Raw genomic sequence first — 20057 nt, 5'->3', positions numbered from 1 at the left:
CCCTGAAAGGGCGGAACTGTATACAATTATGCCCTTTCAGGGCGCAAATTCAGATTGTCGTTTTTACGTAGGGCGTTGCCCTACGCTATATAATTAAGCCCTTTCAGGGCACCCCAATAAATATATAATTGTAAGGCTTTCAGCCTAACTGCAAAATTCCCATTTAACCGATAAATTCTCATTTAACCGCTAAATTCCCATTTAATTAAGAACTGTACTGAAACGAGTTAAACGTTGCGCTAATGAATGGGTCAAAGGTGAGGGTTGGTGAGGGTAGATTTATAACCTTTTATTTTATTATTTTCTATACTATCTCCTTTTTTATCTATAAAAAAAAATACGAAAGTTATAAATCTACCCTCACCAACCCTCACCTTTGACCCATATCTTATAATAAAAAGATAACGGGGAATCTTAAAAACTCAATCATCTTTTTCAGATTTACCACAACGTTTCCAGAATACTCCATTATTTTATTCAAAACTGTGCGGATATGAATTAAATTTTGGTGCGGTTGCCCTGGATAAAATATCAATAGACTAACTCAATAAAATGCATTGTTCGACACCAATTTCCTGAATAAAATAATTGTCGTGTGAGATTGCTATCACAGTACCTGCATAATTTTTGATAGTAGCAGTGATAATTTCAATACTTTGTATGTCCAAATTGTTGGTAGGTTCATCCAGGATAAACATATCAGGGGTATTGTTACTAATCATCAGACAGCAGAAAGCGAGACGCATTTTCTCACCACCACTAAGTTTCCGGCAGGATTTGTCCCATTCGGATGCAGGAAACAAGTAACGGTTTAGAATAATCTTTATTTCATGCTCCGGCAGATTCCGGCTGTTGAAAGCGTAAGCCTGTTCAAGAATACTGTTCCGGTCGTCAATGATCGAATACTCTTGATTCAAATAGACATAGCTAAACTCCGTCCGTGTCAGGGTTCCTTCCTGTGGTTGAAGTTGGCCGGTGATTAATTTCAATAGAGTTGTTTTCCCGCTACCGTTGGCTCCTTCTATACGGAGGCGGTCTCCGCTCTTTAGCTGAAAGCTGACAGGAGCTTGCCAAAGCTGTTGTTTTGAGATGCTATTTTCTTGAATATCATTGCTATTCGGATTGGGATGATAACCTGTGTTAGACGAATTTATTTCATCATTCGTCAGAATATCATTGTTAACCGAATTGGAATGATAACTGAAGTTAATCTCTTTTGCTGTCACTAATATCTTCCCGGTATGAAGCGAGGAACTGTTGAAGTCGGTTTTTAATGCAGCAGTCGGAGAGAGCGAATCTCGAAGCTGGTTGCGCTCATCTGTTAACTTCTCGGCTTTTTCCTGATGAACGCCAGTCAGTTTACTAGTGCTCTTCTCGGATTTCCCTTGGAGTGCGTTCAATACAATGCGTGGAACTCCTTTTTTTATATTACTCTTTTCGCCGCGTACATTCTGTTTGTCCCTGCGTTCGGCCGTTTCGCGAGCCACTTTACGGGCAATACGTAGTGCCTTTTCTTTTTCTTCAATACGTTGTTGCAATGCTTCCTGCATCAGCGTTTTTTGTTCTTTGTAGAATTCGTAATTTCCGCCATAATAATTGATTTGATGCTTCTCCAGTTCGCAAATCTCGGGGAGAAGATTGAGCAGGGTACGGTCATGACTTACCACCAACAGGGTGGAACGATATTTTTCTACCCAGTCATATAAACGTTGTCTGCCGGAAGAATCGAGATGATTGGTCGGTTCATCCATAAGTATGACAGATGGATGATGAATGTCCATACCTGCCAGGAATACGCGGGTCTTTTCGCCGCCACTAAGCAGATTCATCGGGTAGGATAGCGTAAACTGTCCTAATCCCCATAAATCGAGAGCGGCAATGGAACGTTCTTCGATATTCCAGTCATCATTTAGAATGGTGAAATTCTCGTTTGAGACATCTCCTGCCAGGATGGCGTGCAGAGCTTGCTGTTTACGCTCTATTTGAAGAGCTTGTGCAATGGTCAGTGAATCATATTGCCCGAAATGTTGCGGGATATAATATAGGTCGTCCGGGCGGACAATGACACCGGAAGAGGGTGATAACTGTCCGGCAATAATTTGTAGCAAAGTAGATTTGCCACAACCATTGTTACCGACTAATCCCAATTTCTGCCCTTTACTGATGGCGAAATTGAGGTCACTGAATAATACTTCTTTATCCGGATGGATATAGCTGATTTGTTGGATACTGATAGACATGATGATCTATTGGGTTTGAGGTTGAAAATAGAGTGAAAAAAAACACAGGATAGGGGGAACGACAAACACAATACTGGCTAAACAACACGGATTTCGTGATGCTTAACAAAATAGAAAAAGCATATAAGAAAAGTGATGTTTACTTAGAAGTGTTGTCTTACTTAGTAATTCTCATTGTGGTAGGTATATAGTTTAACTTGGCTGCAAAGATAACACTTTCTATTAGATTTCACTCTATTAAGACTGAAAAAGAATGAATTTCATTTATTTAGAGGCTCCGTTTACCTCATTCGGAGCCTCCGATTACTCCAAATAGAGCCTCTGTTTACTCTATTCAGAGGCTCTGTTTTAGAAGTGAGTTATACTCTTTCTTATTCTTATACATCAAACAGTTGATTTAATCCCTCACTCATACTGGGATGCGTGAAGATAAAATCGCGCAAGAATGTAGACGTCTGGCCTGTCTTTATCGCCATAGCTACGATATTGATGATTTCTGAAGCATCGGCGCAGAATAGAGTACAGCCCATAATCTTCCCGTTATGATTATTGATGATAGCTTTTAGCATACCATCTGTCTGCCTCAATGTACGGGTACGGACGATGGAGGATGCCGGCAACCGGGAAACCTTAAATGAATATCCTCTTTTCAGAGCTTCTTCTTCACTGATTCCGATATGCGCCAATGGCGGATCAATAAACACTGCATATTGCACAGGATCACGGTCTCCGATATCACGTTTCTTGTCACCGAAGAGTTGGTCACGGATAATCCGGAAATCATCCAGCGAGACATAAGTAAATTGCGATCCGCCTTTCACATCTCCCATTGCCCATATATGAGGAACAGTAGTGCGTAACTGATCGTTTACGATGATAGCTCCGTGGGCATCAACTCCTACACCCGCTGCTTGCAGATTCAATCCCTCAATCATCGGTTTACGTCCCGTTGCGATAAGAATGGCATCTCCATCTACATAATAAGGAGTACCGTCGGATACGTCCGAGTAAGTCAGTGTCACTCCGTCATTCGTGTCATGGATAGACTGCGCACGAGCGTTCAGATGGATTTCAATACCTTTCTTCTCCATCACTTCTTTGACGCTGTTTGCAATATCCCGATCTTCACGAGGCATAAATTTGTTTCCTCCTTCGAGTATCGTCACTTTACTGCCGAAACCGGCATACATAGAAGCGAGCTCCAGTCCGATATATCCTCCACCTATGATAATCAGGTGATGAGGAAGTACGCTTAAGTCCAAAAGCGCACTACTGGTATATACGTGCTGACTTTGCTGAATACCATCTATTGCAGGGATAATGGGAGTAGACCCCGTGTTGATAAATATCTCTTTTCCTTTCAGTTCGATTTCTCCTTCGGGAAGTTCCACTTTTATGGTATCGGCGGATATGAAAGACCCCGTTCCGGTATAGATAGTCACATTAGGACGTTTACTTAGTCTTTCGTAATTATCATTCCTAAGAAAGGAAGTGAGGCGGTTCTTTCGGCCGATGGCCTGTTTGTACATATTCGTCTGCTTCGGAAAATCATCGTGGTAAAGCAAAGCGGAAACCTCGGCTTCATGCACCAGCGTCTTTGTTGGGATACAGGCTACATTCGGACAGCTTCCTCCATACATCATGTTGGAACGTTCTACGATGGCCACTTGCCATCCGCGGTTGGAAAGTTCGGCAGCCAGGGTTTTCCCTGCCTTGCCGAATCCTATAATAATTGCATCATATTGTTTCATAACTTCTTGTATTAACGATTCGTATGAGACTATATAACAGTCTGAAAATACGATTTGTTCCGCAATGGCAAGAAGTCAGAATCCTCTTTAGTGGTTGTCTTAGTTTTTTTTAAGTGTTTTGAGTACGCGTTGTGACGAGTCGGATAATAACACTACGGCACTGGCCAGGATCACAATGTCTTTAATCACCAACCGCCCTGCACCGGATAGTAATGGGAAACCAAATTCTCCGCTTCCCAAGTCGGGAACCCAGACTTCCGGGGTGGTGACAAGAAAAGAAAGTGTGCCGAGCGTCATGATAATGGCGAGGGTGTCGCCTGCCAATCCCACTTTTGGGAAAAAGATTCCCAGGAATACCAGTATGCCGATACTCATAATAAGAGCTCCCAGTCCATAAGAGAAAGTATAAGTGCGGTTTGCTTCGTGCCATGCACGATTTTCCGGGACAAAAGCACCTTCCGCATTTTTATGTTCTTTGTATTCGGGTGCACCTTTAGCATAGAAGAAACTCATAAAAGGACTGTTGGCAACAAACGGAACAATCCCGTCGGCTTCATAATGGAAATACTTCAATCCGCCTATCCATACAAATACCACCAGAATGGCAACGCGGATAAATTTCATACCAAAACTTTTCAGACTTGAAGTGAAGGTCAGTAAAGCGATCAATTTCTCTTTCATTTTGTTGGGGTTTTAATTGGTTTATCTTATGTTGCAAAGGTCGTCCATTTCCACTACCCCCCAAATAGCAATACTTCCGTATGCCTTGTCAATTTTTCCCTTCCTGTGTATTTCTGAATTGCACGGCGCTCTGTCCGGTCATATTTTTGAAGAAACGGCTGAAAGAAGCCTGGTCTTCAAATCCCAGAATATCGGCAATCTCTTTGGCGCTTTTGTTGCTGTAAAGCAGGAGACGTTTAGCTTCCGCTTCCACCCGTTCGTGGATAACCCGAAGCGGCGAAGGCAGTTTGCAGGTGGAAAAGATGTTCGATAGTGTCTTGGGAGATTTATGCAACATATCGGCATAGTCCTGCACCTGTTTCTTCGTCCGGTAATGCTCGTCGACCAAATTATAGTATTGGCGGACAATCTCAAAACCGGATTCTTTTTCACGAGTGATATTCATGCGATGACGTGCAATCCGGGTACATTGGATGATGAAACGTTTCAGCAGGATGCGCAGCATCTCTTCCTGCAGGCTGTCGGAAACGGTAAACTCATTTTCCAGTGCTTCGGTAATAGTGTCGAGTTCTTTACGTTCTTTTTCGTTCAGTGTGAAACGGATCAGGTGCGATGAACCGTTGAACAGGAAGCCGCTGCATGACACTTCATGGTCGTTGCCATAGATACAATAGAAATTGCTATTGAACAATAAAGTCAGGTATTCACCATCAATCGATTTAAATTCGAGGTGTTGCAGATGAGTGAGTGAAATCACTTCATCTTTGGTAAGCGTCATTTCCTGATGGTCGATTTCTACCGTGATGCTTCCGTTGCGTACCCATATAAATTTATAAAGCCCTTTTTCTTTTTGCAGTGCTTTTTCTGTCAGATAAGAGTCTGTAAGTGCGAGTGTTCCTTTTAGTTTCGTGTGATATTGTTGTAACATAATTAATCCTCCATTGCTGATGCGTCAAATGATAATGGCAGTAGATCGCCTATACTTTTTACTTCGTAGATACATTCTTTGCCATATAATAGGATGCGGATGGGGTGTTTGTAACGCTTTTCCGTTTCCAGAATCACTTGCCGGCAAGCACCGCAGGGAGGAATCGGATGGTCGATGAAGTCCTTTTCCGTTCGTGCCGCAATGGCAAGAGTGACAACCGATTGGTCGGGATATTGGGAGTTGGCATAGAATAGGGTAGTACGTTCTGCACAAAGCCCCGACGGATAGGCCGCATTTTCCTGATTGGTTCCTGTCACTACTGTCCCGTTGCCCAATAGCGCAGCGGCACCTACGGAGAAATGGGAGTACGGAGAATAACTACGAGCTGTTGCCTCCATGGCAGTCTTTATTAGTGACCGATCGCCCTCATTCAACTCATCATATTGATATACTTTAATAATAGCGGTAATTGTGAGGTCTTTCATATACGTCAGGGTATTGGTTTCTACAATTAATGTTACAAAGTTAGGAAAGAGATTGATAATCCCAATTATTTTTCGGATTTTTGTGCCATCTAATTCACATCTGAATAAAAATGGAGAATAAACTGCATAGACTTATCTTTTTAACCGTTGTTTTTTTCTTTGCCGTAGGAGTGCAGGCACAGAAACGGAATGCTCGTTACGTCGAATATATAAATAAGTATAGTGATTTGGCTGTTGAACAGATGAAGCTTCATAAGATTCCGGCTAGTATCACATTGGCGCAAGGATTGTTGGAAAGCGGTGCCGGATACAGCCAGTTGGCACGAAAGAGTAATAACCACTTTGGTATTAAGTGTGGTGGCAGTTGGCGGGGACGTACGGTTCGTCATGATGATGATGCGCGCAACGAATGTTTCCGTGCTTATAAGCATCCGCGTGACTCTTACGAAGATCATTCCGACTTCCTTAGAAGAGGTGCCCGTTACGCTTTTCTTTTCAAACTGGATATCACCGATTATAAAGGCTGGGCGCGTGGACTGAAAAAAGCAGGCTATGCTACCGATCCTTCTTATGCTAACCGTCTGATTACAATTATCGAAGATTATGACTTGTATAAATACGACCGTAAGGGTGTATATTCGGAACGGAAGCTGAAAAAGAATCCTTGGTTGATGAGCCCGCATCAGGTGTATATCGCTAATGATATTGCTTATGTGGTAGCCCGCAACGGTGATACCTTTAAAGATTTAGGTAACGAATTTGATATTAGTTGGAAGAAACTAGTGAAGTACAACGACTTGCAGCGTGATTATACCTTGATGGAAGGAGATATCATCTACCTGAAGAGCAAGAAGAAAAAGGCTTCCAAACCTTATACTGTATATGTTGTGAAAGATGGAGATTCCATGCATGGCATCTCTCAAAAATATGGTATCCGCCTCAAAAATCTGTATAAGATGAATCGTAAGGATGGTGAGTATGTTCCGGAAATCGGAGATAGATTGCGTCTGCGGTAGAGGCTTCTCTCAAAAGGTTCGAATTTCGAAAACTTAATGACTCATTCATGTGTTATTATCTTGATAAAACATGATTAGAATATGAGTCTAAACATTGCAAAAAGTAATAAGAAACGTGTCGTCATAGTAGGCGGTGGTTTCGGTGGCTTGAAACTGGCTAACAAGCTGAAAAAGTCAGGCTTTCAAGTCGTATTGATAGATAAAAACAACTATCATCAGTTTCCTCCTTTGATTTATCAGGTGGCTTCGGCCGGTATGGAGCCAACTTCCATATCCTTCCCCTTCCGTAAAATATTCCAGCATCGGAAAGATTTCTATTTCCGTATGGCGGAAGTACGTGCCATTTTCCCGGAAAAGAATATGATACAGACTTCCATCGGAAAAGCAGAATATGACTATCTGGTGTTAGCAGCAGGTACTACAACCAACTATTTCGGTAATAAACATATCGAAGAGGAAGCCATGCCGATGAAAAATGTGTCAGAAGCGATGGGATTGCGAAACGCTCTTCTGGCTAATCTGGAACGAGCGCTGACCTGTTCAACGAAGCAGGAACAACAAGAGTTATTGAATATTGTAATTGTGGGAGGTGGAGCTACCGGGATAGAAGTAGCCGGAATACTTTCCGAGATGAAGAAATTTGTCTTGCCGAATGATTATCCTGATATGCCCAGCAGTCTGATGCACATCTATTTGATTGAAGCCGGGCCGCGATTGCTTGCCGGAATGTCGGAAGAATCATCTGCACATGCTGAACAGTTTCTCCGTGAAATGGGAGTAAATATCCTGTTGAATAAACGAGTTGTGGATTATCGTGACCATAAAGTAGTACTCGAAGATGGTACAGAGATTGCCACGCGTACTTTTATCTGGGTGAGTGGTGTCACCGGTGTGACTATCGGCAATCTGGATGCCTCTCTGATTGGGCGTGGAGGACGTATTAAAGTCGATTCATTCAACCGTGTAGAAGGGATGAATAATGTGTTTGCTATTGGCGACCAATGTATTCAGTTGGCTGATGAAAATTACCCGAACGGGCATCCTCAACTGGCACAAGTGGCGATCCAGCAAGGAGAACTATTGGCAAAGAATCTGATTCGTATGGAAAAAGGACAGGAAATGAAACCTTTCCATTACCGCAATTTAGGTTCGATGGCGACTGTCGGACGCAATCGTGCCGTGGCAGAGTTTAGTAAAGTAAAGATGCAGGGATGGTTTGCCTGGGTGATGTGGCTGGTTGTTCATCTGCGTTCTATCCTTGGAGTGCGTAATAAAGTGATTGTGCTCTTAAATTGGATCTGGAATTATTTCACTTACGATCAATCCATGCGTATGATTGTCTATGCCCGTAAAGCAAAAGAAATTCGTGATCGTGAAAAACTGGAGGAGACTAATCATTGGGGAAAAGAACTGATACAGGAACCGAAGCAACACTCTCCGCAGGAGATTCAGCAAGCTTCCGGACAAGAGAAAAAATAGTCAATGAGAAGTCATTATACCGTAGTTGACAATCCGTCATTATCCAAGTGTACTGACCTTCCGCCGACAGGTGGATAGATTCATATTCTGAACAGTAAATTCGTACAGGGTGTCCGATATCGGACACCCTTTGTTTTTTGTTATATTCTATTTATCAATTACTTACGTTTTTGGCATAGATTTGGTATATAAAATGCTAAATTGATACATGATAAAATCGTAAACGATCAGATATGGACAGAGAAATTCCTAAAGAAATACGTCAGAAAGAACGTAACAAGAAGATCATTCGTTATTCATCCATCGGGGTGGCAAGTATTGTTGTCATTGGTGTACTTATATCTTTACTAAGGGCAGGAGTGGAGGCAAAAGAACTTGTCTTTTCCACAGTCGATACAGGAGTTATTGAGGTAAGTGTCAGTGCTTCCGGCAAGGTGGTTCCTGCATTTGAAGAAATAATCAATTCTCCAATCAACAGTCGTATTCTTGAAGTTTATAAAAAAGGAGGAGATAGCGTAGATGTAGGTACTCCGATTCTGAAACTAGATCTTCAGAGTACGGAAACCGAATATAAAAAGTTGCTGGACGAAGAGCAGATGCGTCGGTATAAGCTCGATCAGCTTCGTGTCAATAATCAGACGAAGCTTTCGGATATGGCGATGCAGATCAAAGTTTCGGCTATGAAATTAAGCCGGATGAAGGTGGAGTTGAGAAATGAACACTATTTGGACAGTCTCGGTGCGGGAACAACGGATAAAGTGCGCCAAGCTGAATTGAGCTATAATGTTGCCCAGTTAGAGTACGAACAACTCCGGCAGCAATATAAAAATGAGAAGGAGGTGGCTGCTGCCGAACTGAAAGTACAGGAACTTGATTTTAATATTTTCCGTAAGAGTCTCTCCGAAAAGAAACGTACTTTGGATGATGCGCAAATCCGTTCTCCGCGCAGAGCTATTCTTACCTATATTAATAACCAGATTGGTGCGCAGATTTCCGAAGGCGGACAAGTCGCTATCATTTCCGATTTAAGTCATTTTAAGGTGGAAGGTGAGATTGCTGATACGTATGGCGACCGTGTGGCAGCTGGAGGAAAAGCAATTGTTAAGATAGGAAGCGATAAACTGGAAGGAACGGTCAGCAGTGTAACACCGTTATCCAAAAATGGCGTCATATCATTCACGGTTCAGTTGAAGGAAGATAATCATCGTCGTCTGCGCTCCGGATTGAAGACAGATGTTTATGTGATGAATGCTGTGAAGGAAGATGTGATGCGTGTTGCCAATGGCTCTTTCTATGTGGGGCGTGGTGAATACGAATTGTTTGTCTGCAATTCTGACAATGAACTGGTCAAACGTAAGATACAGTTGGGTGATTCAAACTTTGAATATGTAGAAGTTTTGAGTGGATTGCAACCGGGTGACAGGGTAGTGATAAGCGATATGAGTGCATATAAGAACAAGAATAAGCTGAAGATTAAATAAATTAAACACTAGAAGTTATGATAACATTGAACTCTCTTTCCAAAATTTACCGTACTGATGAGATTGAAACGGTAGCGTTGGAAAATGTGAATCTGACGGTAGAACGTGGAGAATTCCTAAGTATAATGGGACCTTCCGGGTGCGGAAAATCTACATTGTTGAATATAATGGGATTACTTGACGCACCTACCATGGGAATAGTGGAAATCAATGGAATACGTACAGAAGGAATGAAGGACAAAGAATTGGCAATTTTCCGTAATAAAACGCTTGGTTTTGTGTTTCAGTCTTTCCATTTGATTAATTCGTTAAATGTGACGGATAATGTGGAGTTGCCTTTACTTTATCGCCGTGTTGGCAGTAGTGAGCGAAAGAGGTTGGCACAAGAGGTATTGGAAAAAGTAGGGTTAAGCCATCGTATGAGACATTTTCCTACACAACTTTCCGGTGGTCAGTGCCAACGTGTAGCTATTGCCCGTGCTATTATCGGTAATCCTGAAATAATCCTTGCCGATGAGCCGACAGGTAACTTGGATTCAAGGATGGGAGCCGAAGTCATGGAACTGCTTCACCGGCTGAATAAAGAAGACGGACGAACCATTGTTATGGTCACCCATAATGAAGAACAGGCAAAGCAGACTTCGCGTACCATTCGTTTCTTTGACGGACGACAGGTGCAGTAGAACCTGCGTTTTATACATAAAACTAAATAGAAAATAGATTAATATCTCTCTAAATTAAAAACCACCATGACAAAGAATATTTTTATCGTTGCGATAGCTGTCCTGTTAAGTGTTGCTTTTTGTTCGCTATCGGCACAAAATGTGAGTAAAGATTATAATGTAGGCGACTTTTCTGCCATCAACCTGCAATCTGTCGGAAATATTATTTTCGCTCAATCGGCAGAATGTACCTGCCGTTTGGAAGGGCCTTCCGAATTTGTAGAGAAAACCCGGGTAACGGTGAAGAACGGTACACTGGTTATTGATTATAAAGAGAAGAACGTAAAGAATGTCAAGAATCTGACTTTTTACATCACTGCTCCCGATTTGAGTAAAGTGAAAATCGACGGGGTAGGGAACTTTGATACAAAGGAAAAATTGAATCTTAAAAATATAGCTTTCGAACTTGACGGAGTGGGAAATTGCAACGTGAAAAATCTTCATTGCGATGAACTGAAACTCGATGTCGACGGAGTAGGCAATATGAAAATGAATGTTGACTGTGGCCTTATCAAGGCTAAAGTGGATGGAGTAGGGAATATCACTTTATCGGGTAAGACTGATACTGCATTCTTTAAAAAGGATGGTGTTGGTAAAATCAATTACAAAAACCTGAAATGTAAGGATATAACAAAGAAGGGATGGAATTTCTAATATGGAACGTTCTTTGACGAACTTCTGTGGAACCTAATCGAAGAAGAATAAAAAAGACGGGTAAGAAATATACTGAACTCTATACTGGTAACGATCATGATAAAACTCTATTTTAAACAAGCATTCCATCTGTTGGGAGAAAATAAACTGCTTTCATCTATTTCCATTATTGGTACAGCTTTGGCTATTGCTATGATAATGGTAATTGTGATTACTTTACGTGCGACTATTGCTCCCTTTGCACCGGAAACCCATCGTGACCGGATGCTTATTTTCCGGTTTGCCGGACTTCAAAGTAAGTCCAACGTGAATTGGCAAAGCAATGGCCCTATCGGATACAATACGGCAAAGGCTTGTTTCAAAGCAATGACAATTCCCGAAGCAGTTTCCATAACCAATATCTGGCAGGAAACAATGCTGGCTGCTAAACCGGCAGGTGAGATGGAAAGTTGTAGTGTGTTGCAAACAGACGATGCTTTCTGGAAAATATTTGAATTTGAGTTTCTATCCGGTAAACCGTATGATAATGCCGATTTTGATGCCGGAGCAGCAAAAGCTGTGATTTCCGAAGATATGGCTCGCCGTTTGTTCGGAACATCAGAAGTGGTTGGAAAGACATTCCTTCTGAATCATTCGGCTTATATTGTTTGCGGAGTGGTACGTCCGGTCTCTAAACTGGCGAAGTACGCCTATGCGCAAGTTTGGATTCCTTTGAGTTCAACAAGTGCCTTCATAGCCACTTGGGGCGATGACAATATCATGGGTATGACTGCCGTCTATATACTGGCTAAATCGAAAGACGATTTTCCGGCTATTCGTCAGGAGGCAGACCGCTTGCGGGCTATCTTTATGGCAGGGCATCCCAATTTCGATTTACTCTATCGCGGACAGCCTGATACTTATTTCGTAGCCGCGCAACGCTATTCCGCCAACAATCCTCCGGCTGTGAAAGAAGCAGTACGGCAATACATACTGACATTACTTGTCTTATTGATTGTTCCTGCCGTCAACTTGTCCGGACTTACTTTGTCACGCATGCGTAAGCGTATCTCCGAAATAGGAGTGCGAAAAGCCTTTGGTGCCCCCAGACGGGAGCTTATGATGCAGGTACTATCCGAAAATATGCTTTATTCCCTGTTCGGAGGAATTCTCGGACTGGTATTAAGTTATGTCGCCGCTTTCCTTTTGGGAGGAATGCTTTTCTCCGTAGACTTTGTATCCAATGGGGTGGAAGATTTGCGGACCATGTGTGTCGACTTACTGTTCGATCCTACCGTATTCCTGCTGGCATTTCTGGCTTGCTTCCTACTCAATTTATTAAGTGCCGCCATTCCGGCATGGAGAGTAACTCGCACCAATATTGTGGATGCCATCAACGAAAGATAATTCTTCAACTCATCTAAATTCTAAAGAAAATGCAACTATTAAAACAAATATGGAACGAGCGCCGGTCAAACGGATGGTTGTGGTCAGAACTATTAATTGTTTTTGTGGTCCTGTGGTATGTGGTCGACTGGACGTATGTGACAGCGCGTACTTATTACGAACCGGTAGGATTTGATATTACCGATACGTATTATTTGGAGCTAAGCCTGAAAAACGACAAGAGTAATTCTTATCTTTCGAAAGAGCAAAAGAGTACATCTTTAGGACAAGATATTATCGAGTTGACCAATCGTCTCCGGAGATTGCCGGAAGTGGAGGCCGTTTCAATATCCAATAATGCGCGTCCCTATATCGGGAGTAATTCCGGTAGTATGTTACGTATCGATACATTGGTTAGTAATCCGCTACGACGTTCGGTAACCCCTGACTTTTTTCAGGTCTTCCGTTATCAAAGTGCTGATGGGCGTGGTTATCAGCCGTTGGTGCAAGCTTTAAAGAATGGCAATGTCGTTGTTGGTGAAAATTTCTGGCCCAAAGATTATAAAGGCGATCGTACGCTGTTGGGTAAAGAAATGGTCGATGTGGATGATTCTACGAAAGTGTACAAGATAGGGGGAGTTTCGAAGAAGGTGCGTTACAATGACTTTTGGCCTAACTACAGTGATCGGTATGTAGCCATTGAATTTCCTGAAAAGATAATGGTCGAACTTGACGATGAACTTTATCCTTCGAGTGTAGAAGTTTGTCTGCGGGTGAAACCGGGGACTTCCAGAGACTTTGCGGAACATTTGATGAAATTGTCCGCCAACCAGTTGAGTGTCGGTAACTTATTCATTCTGAAAGTGCATGATTATGAAGATCTGCGGAATGACTTCCAGCAAGGAAGTTATAATCAGGTACAGGTACGTTTCTGGATGATGGGCTTCTTATTGCTTAATATCCTGTTGGGCATTGTCGGCACCTTCTGGTTCCGTACGCAGCACCGTCGTGCCGAGTCTGCGCTTCGTATAGCAGTCGGGGCCAGCCGGATGCAGCTTTGGCAACGTTTAAATAAAGAAGGATTGCTATTATTGACTCTGGCTGCTTTGCCTGCCGCCGTCATCTGTTATAATATCGGCCATCTGGAGTTGACTGAAGGGTATATGGAGTGGGGAGTAGTGCGTTTTCTTATTACATTTGTCATAACCTACTTCCTGATGTCTTTAATGATTCTTATAGGTATTTGGTTTCCTGCCCGTCAGGTAATCCGCATACAGCCTGCCGAAGCGCTGCGCGAAGAATAAAAAACTTGGGCTATCTATTTGTTTTCAATAGATTTAACGTATCTTTGTCGGCATAATATTGAAAACACCGCAGGTTTTAATTATATGAATCGACGCTACTATTGTATGTTTATAGTTCTGTTCTTTGCTGTTCTTACTCAGGCGGCGGCAGCGGAACGTACATTCAATATCCTTTTTATACAGTCTTACACCTCGCAGACTCCTTGGCACAGTGACCTTAATCAGGGCTTGGCTAAAGGGTTTAAAGAGAGCGGTCTAAAGGTTAACATAACAACGGAATATCTTGATGCAGATTTTTGGGCATTCAATTCCGAGAAGGTAATCATGCGTCGTTTTTGTCAGCGTGCCCGCGACAGGCAGACAGATTTGATTGTAACTGCGAGTGATGAAGCTTTTTATACCCTTTTTGCATGTGGAGATTCGTTGCCTTTGCAGATTCCGGTGGTGTTTTTCGGTATTAAGTATCCCGATACGAAGTTGATTACCACTCATCCCAATGTTTGCGGATTCACAGCCAATCCGGATTTCGATGTCATATTACGTCAGGCACAAAAGATATTTCCCCGACGGAAAGAAGTGGTTTGTGTGATAGATAACAGCTTTTTAAGTAACAAAGGGCTTGAAGATTTTGAAGAAGAGTGGAAAATCTTTCAGAAAGACAACCCGGATTATAGAATGAAAATCTATAATACCCAAAATCATACGACTAGTCATATCATTGCGGCAATTTGTTACCCTCGTAACAGCTACGAACGTTTGGTTGTTGCTCCTAAATGGTCGCCTTTCCTTTCATTTGTAGGTAAAAACTCAAAAGCTCCCGTATTTTCAACTCAAAATGTAGGATTGACTAACGGTGTGTTTAGTGCTTATGATGCCGACAGCTATACTTCTGCATCATTGGCTGCTCAAAGGGCTGCTTCGGTCTTAAAAGGTACCTCTCCCCGGGATATAGGAGTGACGGAAATTACACAGGGATTCATCTTTGACTACAAGCAATTAGATTTTTTCCATGTCGACTCTGATAAAGTATCCTCTAGCGGAACCATAGTCAATGAACCATATTGGGAGAAATATAAATACCTTTTTATACTTCTCTATCCGTCTATCCTCGCATTGTTGATAGCCTCTATCGTGTGGCTGATGCGTGCCAACCGGCGTGAATCCAAACGACGGATTCAGGCACAGACCCGTCTGCTGGTACAGAATAAACTGGTGGAACAGCGTAATGAGTTTGATAATGTATTTCATTCCATCCGTGATGGTGTGATAACGTATGATACCGATTTGCACATTCATTTCACAAACCGTTCCTTATTACAAATGCTTCATTTGCCGTATGAGGCAGGTGGGCGTTTTTATGAAGGAATGATGGCTGGCAGTATCTTTAAGATCTATTATAACGGTCAGGACATTCTTCATAAAATGCTGAAGCAGGTAGCTTCAAAAGGAGAAAGTGTGAAGATACCGCAGGGAGCTTTCATGAAAGAAGTGCATAGTGATAAGTACTTCCCTGTGTCGGGGGAAATAGTTCCGATCCGTTCAAAGGACGCGATTACCGGTATGGCACTTTCTGCGCGGAATATTTCGGATGAAGAAATGCAGAAACGTTTCTTTGATATGGCGGTAGACGAAAGCTCCATATATCCGTGGCAGTTTGATATGGAAACGAACTGTTTTATTTTCCCGCAAGGTTTCTTGAAACGTCTCGGATACGATGAATCGGTTACTACCATCCCCCGTGATGAAATGGATCGCACTATCCATCCTGACGATTTGAAAGAAATAAGACCGTTGTTTAACAGAGCATTGACCGGGGAAGATTCCAATACCCGTCTGAACTTCCGTCAGCGGAATGTCAACGGAGAGTATGAATGGTGGGAATATCGTTCTTCCGTAATCACGGGATTGACACAAGATTCATTGTACAATATATTAGGTGTTTGTCAGAGTATCCAGCGATATAAGACTGCCGAGCAGGAGATGAGAGAGGCCCGTGATAAAGCCCTCCAGGCTGACAAACTGAAATCGGCGTTCCTTGCCAACATGAGTCACGAGATTCGGACTCCGTTGAATGCGATTGTAGGTTTCTCCGATTTGCTAAGCGATACGAGTGGTTTTACAAGCGAAGAGATTGCCCAGTTTATCGGAACTATTAATAAGAATTGTGGCCTGTTGCTGGCTTTGATTAATGATATTCTTGATTTGTCACGTATCGAATCGGGAACCATGGAATTTATGTTCGCCGAGCATAACCTGCCGCTGTTATTAAAGACCGTCCATGATTCTCAACGCTTGAATATGCCACCGGGAGTAGAACTGGTGTTGCGTATGCCCGAAAGTGATAAGAAATATCTCACGACAGATAATGTACGCTTGCAGCAAGTCGTGAATAATCTGATAAATAACGCTGCTAAATTTACGAGCAGCGGTTTCATTACTTTCGGCTATGAAGACGATGAGGTTCCCGGCTACACCCGCATCTTTGTGGAGGATACCGGAGTCGGTATTTCTGAAGAAGGTATCCGTCATATATTCGAACGATTCTATAAAGTCGATAATTTCACCCAAGGGGCAGGTTTGGGATTAAGTATTTGTCAGACCATCATCGAACGTCTGAATGGTACCATCTCCGTCACCTCCGAAGTAGGTAAAGGCACTCGTTTCACTGTGCGCCTTCCTAACTACTGCGAATAATCGAACGTTCACTTTTGGGCATAGTGTCCGAAAATGGACACTTTTCTTATTTTCTAATCTGTTGATAATAAAAACTTTACTTTTTTGGCACATCGTTTGATTCTCTCATAGTGGAAAATACTGTGCATAATGAAAAAGAAAAGTATATTGTTTGCTCTTGCTGCCGTTTGCCTGCCGTTGGCATTGTCGGCACAGAAGGAAAGGGAAATAACCTTGAATGAAGCTATTGCTATGGCGCGTATTCAATCTGTTGACGCTGCTGTTGCCTTGAATGAATTGAAAACGGCCTATTGGGAATTTCGTACCTTTCGTGCCGATCTTCTGCCGGAAGTCAACTTGACCGGAACCCTGCCCAATTATAACAAATCATATAGTTCCTATCAAAATTCGGACGGTTCTTACGGTTTCGTCCGTAATAACACATTGGGGCTTACCGGTGATCTTTCTATCGATCAAAACATCTGGCTTACCGGTGGTAAACTTTCGCTGACTTCCTCTCTCGACTATATCAAGCAATTGGGAGCCGGAGGAGACCGGCATTTTATGTCGGTTCCTGTCACATTACAACTTACACAACCCATCTTTGGAGTCAATAATATAAAGTGGAACAGACGCATCGAACCGGTTCGTTATGCCGAAGCGAAAGCAGCTTTTATCACTGCTACCGAAGAAGTGACGATGCGTGCCATCACTTATTACTTTAATCTTTTGTTGGCAAAAGAAAATCTTGGCACGGCGAAACAGAACCAGACAAACGCCGACCACCTTTATGAAGTAGCCCTTGCCAAACGCAAAATGGGGCAAATTTCCGAGAATGAACTCTTGCAGTTGAAGCTCTCCGCTTTAAATGCGAAGGCTGCATTGACGGAAGCAGAGAGTGATCTCAATGCCAAGATGTTCCAGCTCCGTGCCTTTTTGGGAGTAGGAGAGGATGAAGTACTAAACCCGGTTCTTCCCGAAGCTGTGGATGGCCCGAGGATGGAGTACAATCAGGTGTTAAATAAAGCATTGGAACGTAATTCTTTTGCACAGAATATCCGTCGCCGCCAGTTGGAAGCCGATTATGAAGTAGCTACTGCACGCGGAAATTTGCGTAGTGTCGATTTGTTTGCAAGCGTAGGGTATACGGGTGAGAACCGGAATTTTCCGGCCGTTTACAGGAACTTGCAGGACAATCAGATTGTTCAGGTAGGCGTTAAGATTCCGATTCTCGATTGGGGAAAACGCCGTGGGAAAGTCCGGGTAGCCAAGAGTAACCGGGATGTAGTGCTTTCAAAAATTCGTCAGGAACAGATAAACTTCAACCAGGATATTTTTCTGTTGGTGGAGCATTTCAATAATCAGGCACAGCAATTGGACATAGCCAAAGAAGCCGATGCGATAGCCCAGCAACGATATAAAACAAGTATTGAAACTTTCCTGATAGGTAAAATCAATACCTTGGATTTGAATGATGCGCAGAACTCTAAAGATGATGCGAGACAGAAACATATTTCCGAACTTTATTATTATTGGTATTATTATTATCAGATTCGCAGTCTGACACTATGGGATTTTCGTACCAATACCGAACTTGAAGCTGATTTTGATGAAATCATCCGGCAATAGAAAGGGGAGGAAAAAGCTTTTGAATCTTATGGAGGAACTTGCCGGAGATTATGGGAAAAGTTTTTCAAGTCTGCAAACAGACTATTGCGTATTTATGCCTGATTCATTTGGTATTACGAACTATTTATAGTACCTTTGAAACTCGATTTTAACACTCGGGAAATGAAAAATACGTAAATAATACAGAAAAATTCATCCCCCATTATAAATAAAAAAAGAAATACTTCTTCTTGGAAGATTGAAAAAACAGAAGAAGTTTTCTTGGTAGAGGAATCTTGCAATTTTAACTATGATTCTGATAATTGATGACGACAGCGCAGTGCGTTCTTCGCTTAGCTTCATGTTGAAGCGGGCAGGATATGAAGCACAGACCGTTCCCGGTCCGCGGGAAGCTATGGAAGTAGTACGTTCCGTAGCTCCGGATTTGATCCTGATGGATATGAACTTCACTCTTTCTACAACGGGTGAGGAGGGTTTGACCCTACTCAAACAAGTAAAAATATTCCGTCCCGAAACACCAGTGATATTGATGACCGCTTGGGGAAGTATCCAACTTGCTGTGCAAGGAATGCAGGCAGGAGCTTTTGATTTCATAACGAAGCCCTGGAATAATGCCGCCTTGTTGCAACGCATTGAAACGGCACTCCAACTTTCGGGAACTCCACAGGAACCAACGCAGGAACAGAGCGATTCTTTCGACCGCAGCCACATCATCGGGCGTAGCCAGGGATTGATGGAGGTGTTGAACACGATTGCCCGCATCGCAAAGACCAATGCCTCTGTCCTCATTACAGGGGAAAGCGGAACAGGTAAGGAATTGATAGCCGAGGCCATTCATATCAACAGTCAGCGTGCCAAACATCCCTTTGTGAAAGTGAATCTTGGAGGTATCTCCCAAAGCCTGTTCGAAAGTGAAATGTTCGGGCACAAGAAAGGAGCTTTTACCGATGCTTCCGCAGACCGTATCGGACGTTTTGAAATGGCAAACAAAGGGACGATTTTCCTGGATGAAATAGGTGATCTCGACCCTTCGTGCCAGGTGAAGTTACTGCGTGTATTGCAGGATCAGACATTTGAAGTGCTCGGCGACAGCCGTCCGCGCAAGACGGATATCCGGGTAGTATCAGCCACCAATGCCGATTTGCGCAAAATGGTGGGCGAACGTACTTTTCGTGAAGACCTCTTCTATCGTATCAATCTGATAACAGTGAAACTGCCGGCCTTGCGCGAACGTCGTGAAGATATTCCCTTGCTGGCACGTCATTTTGCCGACCGTCAGGCGGTAACCAACGGATTGCCCCGTACGGAGTTCTCTGCCGATGCCCTGCAATTCTTGAGCCGATTGCCCTATCCGGGGAATATTCGTGAATTGAAGAACTTGGTGGAACGTACCATTCTGGTAAGTGGTAAACCGCTGCTTGATGCTTCCGATTTTGATGCGCAGTATATTCGCCACAATGACGCAAGAGTGACCGAAGGCGCAGCTCTGGCCGGTATGACTTTGGATGAAATAGAACGCCAGACCATTCTCCAGGCGTTGGACCGTTACAAAGGAAATTTGAGTCAGGTAGCTACGGCATTGGGTATCAGCCGTGCAGCACTCTATCGCCGTCTCGAAAAATATAATATAACAATGTGATAAATTTAGG

Annotated in this window: 15 protein-coding genes; 10 read left to right on the top strand and 5 right to left on the bottom strand. The window is 42.9% G+C overall.

What is annotated here, in order from left to right:
• Positions 1-539: 539 nt before the first annotated feature.
• From DW173_RS08735 to cdd, 5 genes are all read right to left on the bottom strand, one after another.
• Positions 540-2240, bottom strand: a complete 1701-nt coding sequence (locus DW173_RS08735) for an ABC-F family ATP-binding cassette domain-containing protein (RefSeq protein ID WP_120144321.1) — start codon at positions 2238-2240, stop codon at positions 540-542.
• Between the two features lie 377 nt (positions 2241-2617).
• Entirely contained in the window at positions 2618-3991 is a 1374-nt protein-coding gene (locus DW173_RS08730; protein WP_120144320.1) for an FAD-dependent oxidoreductase, read from the bottom strand.
• A gap of 99 nt (positions 3992-4090) precedes the next feature.
• Positions 4091-4672: a DUF417 family protein gene (locus DW173_RS08725; RefSeq protein WP_049702433.1), complete on the bottom strand. Its 582-nt coding sequence runs from the start codon at positions 4670-4672 to the stop codon at positions 4091-4093.
• 88 nt (positions 4673-4760) lie between these two features.
• Positions 4761-5600 carry an AraC family transcriptional regulator gene (locus tag DW173_RS08720; RefSeq protein ID WP_008025757.1) on the bottom strand — a complete coding sequence of 280 codons (840 nt, stop codon included), beginning with the start codon at positions 5598-5600 and terminating at the stop codon, positions 4761-4763.
• 2 nt (positions 5601-5602) lie between these two features.
• A complete protein-coding gene (cdd, locus tag DW173_RS08715; protein WP_049702434.1) occupies positions 5603-6085 on the bottom strand; it encodes a cytidine deaminase in 483 nt (160 codons plus the stop codon).
• A 110-nt stretch (positions 6086-6195) separates the two neighbouring features.
• On the opposite strand from cdd, the gene DW173_RS08710 reads away from it, so the two are divergent.
• From DW173_RS08710 to DW173_RS08665, 10 genes are all read left to right on the top strand, one after another.
• Positions 6196-7101: a glucosaminidase domain-containing protein gene (locus DW173_RS08710; protein WP_004314292.1), complete on the top strand. Its 906-nt coding sequence runs from the start codon at positions 6196-6198 to the stop codon at positions 7099-7101.
• Between the two features lie 81 nt (positions 7102-7182).
• Positions 7183-8580 carry an NAD(P)/FAD-dependent oxidoreductase gene (locus DW173_RS08705; protein WP_008025751.1) on the top strand — a complete coding sequence of 466 codons (1398 nt, stop codon included), beginning with the start codon at positions 7183-7185 and terminating at the stop codon, positions 8578-8580.
• Between the two features lie 233 nt (positions 8581-8813).
• Positions 8814-10061: an efflux RND transporter periplasmic adaptor subunit gene (locus tag DW173_RS08700; protein ID WP_120144318.1), complete on the top strand. Its 1248-nt coding sequence runs from the start codon at positions 8814-8816 to the stop codon at positions 10059-10061.
• Positions 10062-10078: 17 nt separating this feature from the next.
• Positions 10079-10744: an ABC transporter ATP-binding protein gene (locus DW173_RS08695; protein WP_004314289.1), complete on the top strand. Its 666-nt coding sequence runs from the start codon at positions 10079-10081 to the stop codon at positions 10742-10744.
• Between the two features lie 66 nt (positions 10745-10810).
• The gene (locus tag DW173_RS08690) at positions 10811-11437 is read left to right on the top strand and encodes a GIN domain-containing protein (RefSeq protein WP_120144317.1); all 627 of its coding nucleotides are present in this window, start codon (positions 10811-10813) and stop codon (positions 11435-11437) included.
• A 96-nt stretch (positions 11438-11533) separates the two neighbouring features.
• The gene (locus DW173_RS08685) at positions 11534-12823 is read left to right on the top strand and encodes an ABC transporter permease (protein WP_120144315.1); all 1290 of its coding nucleotides are present in this window, start codon (positions 11534-11536) and stop codon (positions 12821-12823) included.
• Positions 12824-12852: 29 nt separating this feature from the next.
• Complete coding sequence (locus DW173_RS08680) at positions 12853-14106, top strand: ABC transporter permease (RefSeq protein WP_120144313.1); 1254 nt, start codon at positions 12853-12855, stop codon at positions 14104-14106.
• A gap of 84 nt (positions 14107-14190) precedes the next feature.
• Entirely contained in the window at positions 14191-16800 is a 2610-nt protein-coding gene (locus DW173_RS08675) for a PAS domain-containing sensor histidine kinase (RefSeq protein ID WP_008644664.1), read from the top strand.
• Positions 16801-16929: 129 nt separating this feature from the next.
• Positions 16930-18408 (top strand): TolC family protein, encoded by a 1479-nt coding sequence (locus DW173_RS08670; RefSeq protein ID WP_004326575.1) that lies wholly within the window; start codon positions 16930-16932, stop codon positions 18406-18408.
• 289 nt (positions 18409-18697) lie between these two features.
• Positions 18698-20047 carry a sigma-54-dependent transcriptional regulator gene (locus DW173_RS08665; protein WP_120144311.1) on the top strand — a complete coding sequence of 450 codons (1350 nt, stop codon included), beginning with the start codon at positions 18698-18700 and terminating at the stop codon, positions 20045-20047.
• The last annotated feature ends 10 nt before the right edge of the window (positions 20048-20057 follow it).

It is taken from the genome of Bacteroides sp. AM16-13 (assembly GCF_003602705.1).
GTDB classification, from domain to species: domain Bacteria; phylum Bacteroidota; class Bacteroidia; order Bacteroidales; family Bacteroidaceae; genus Bacteroides; species Bacteroides xylanisolvens.
Note: the sequence above shows the minus strand (reverse complement) of the source record. Positions and strands in the feature narration are given on the sequence as shown.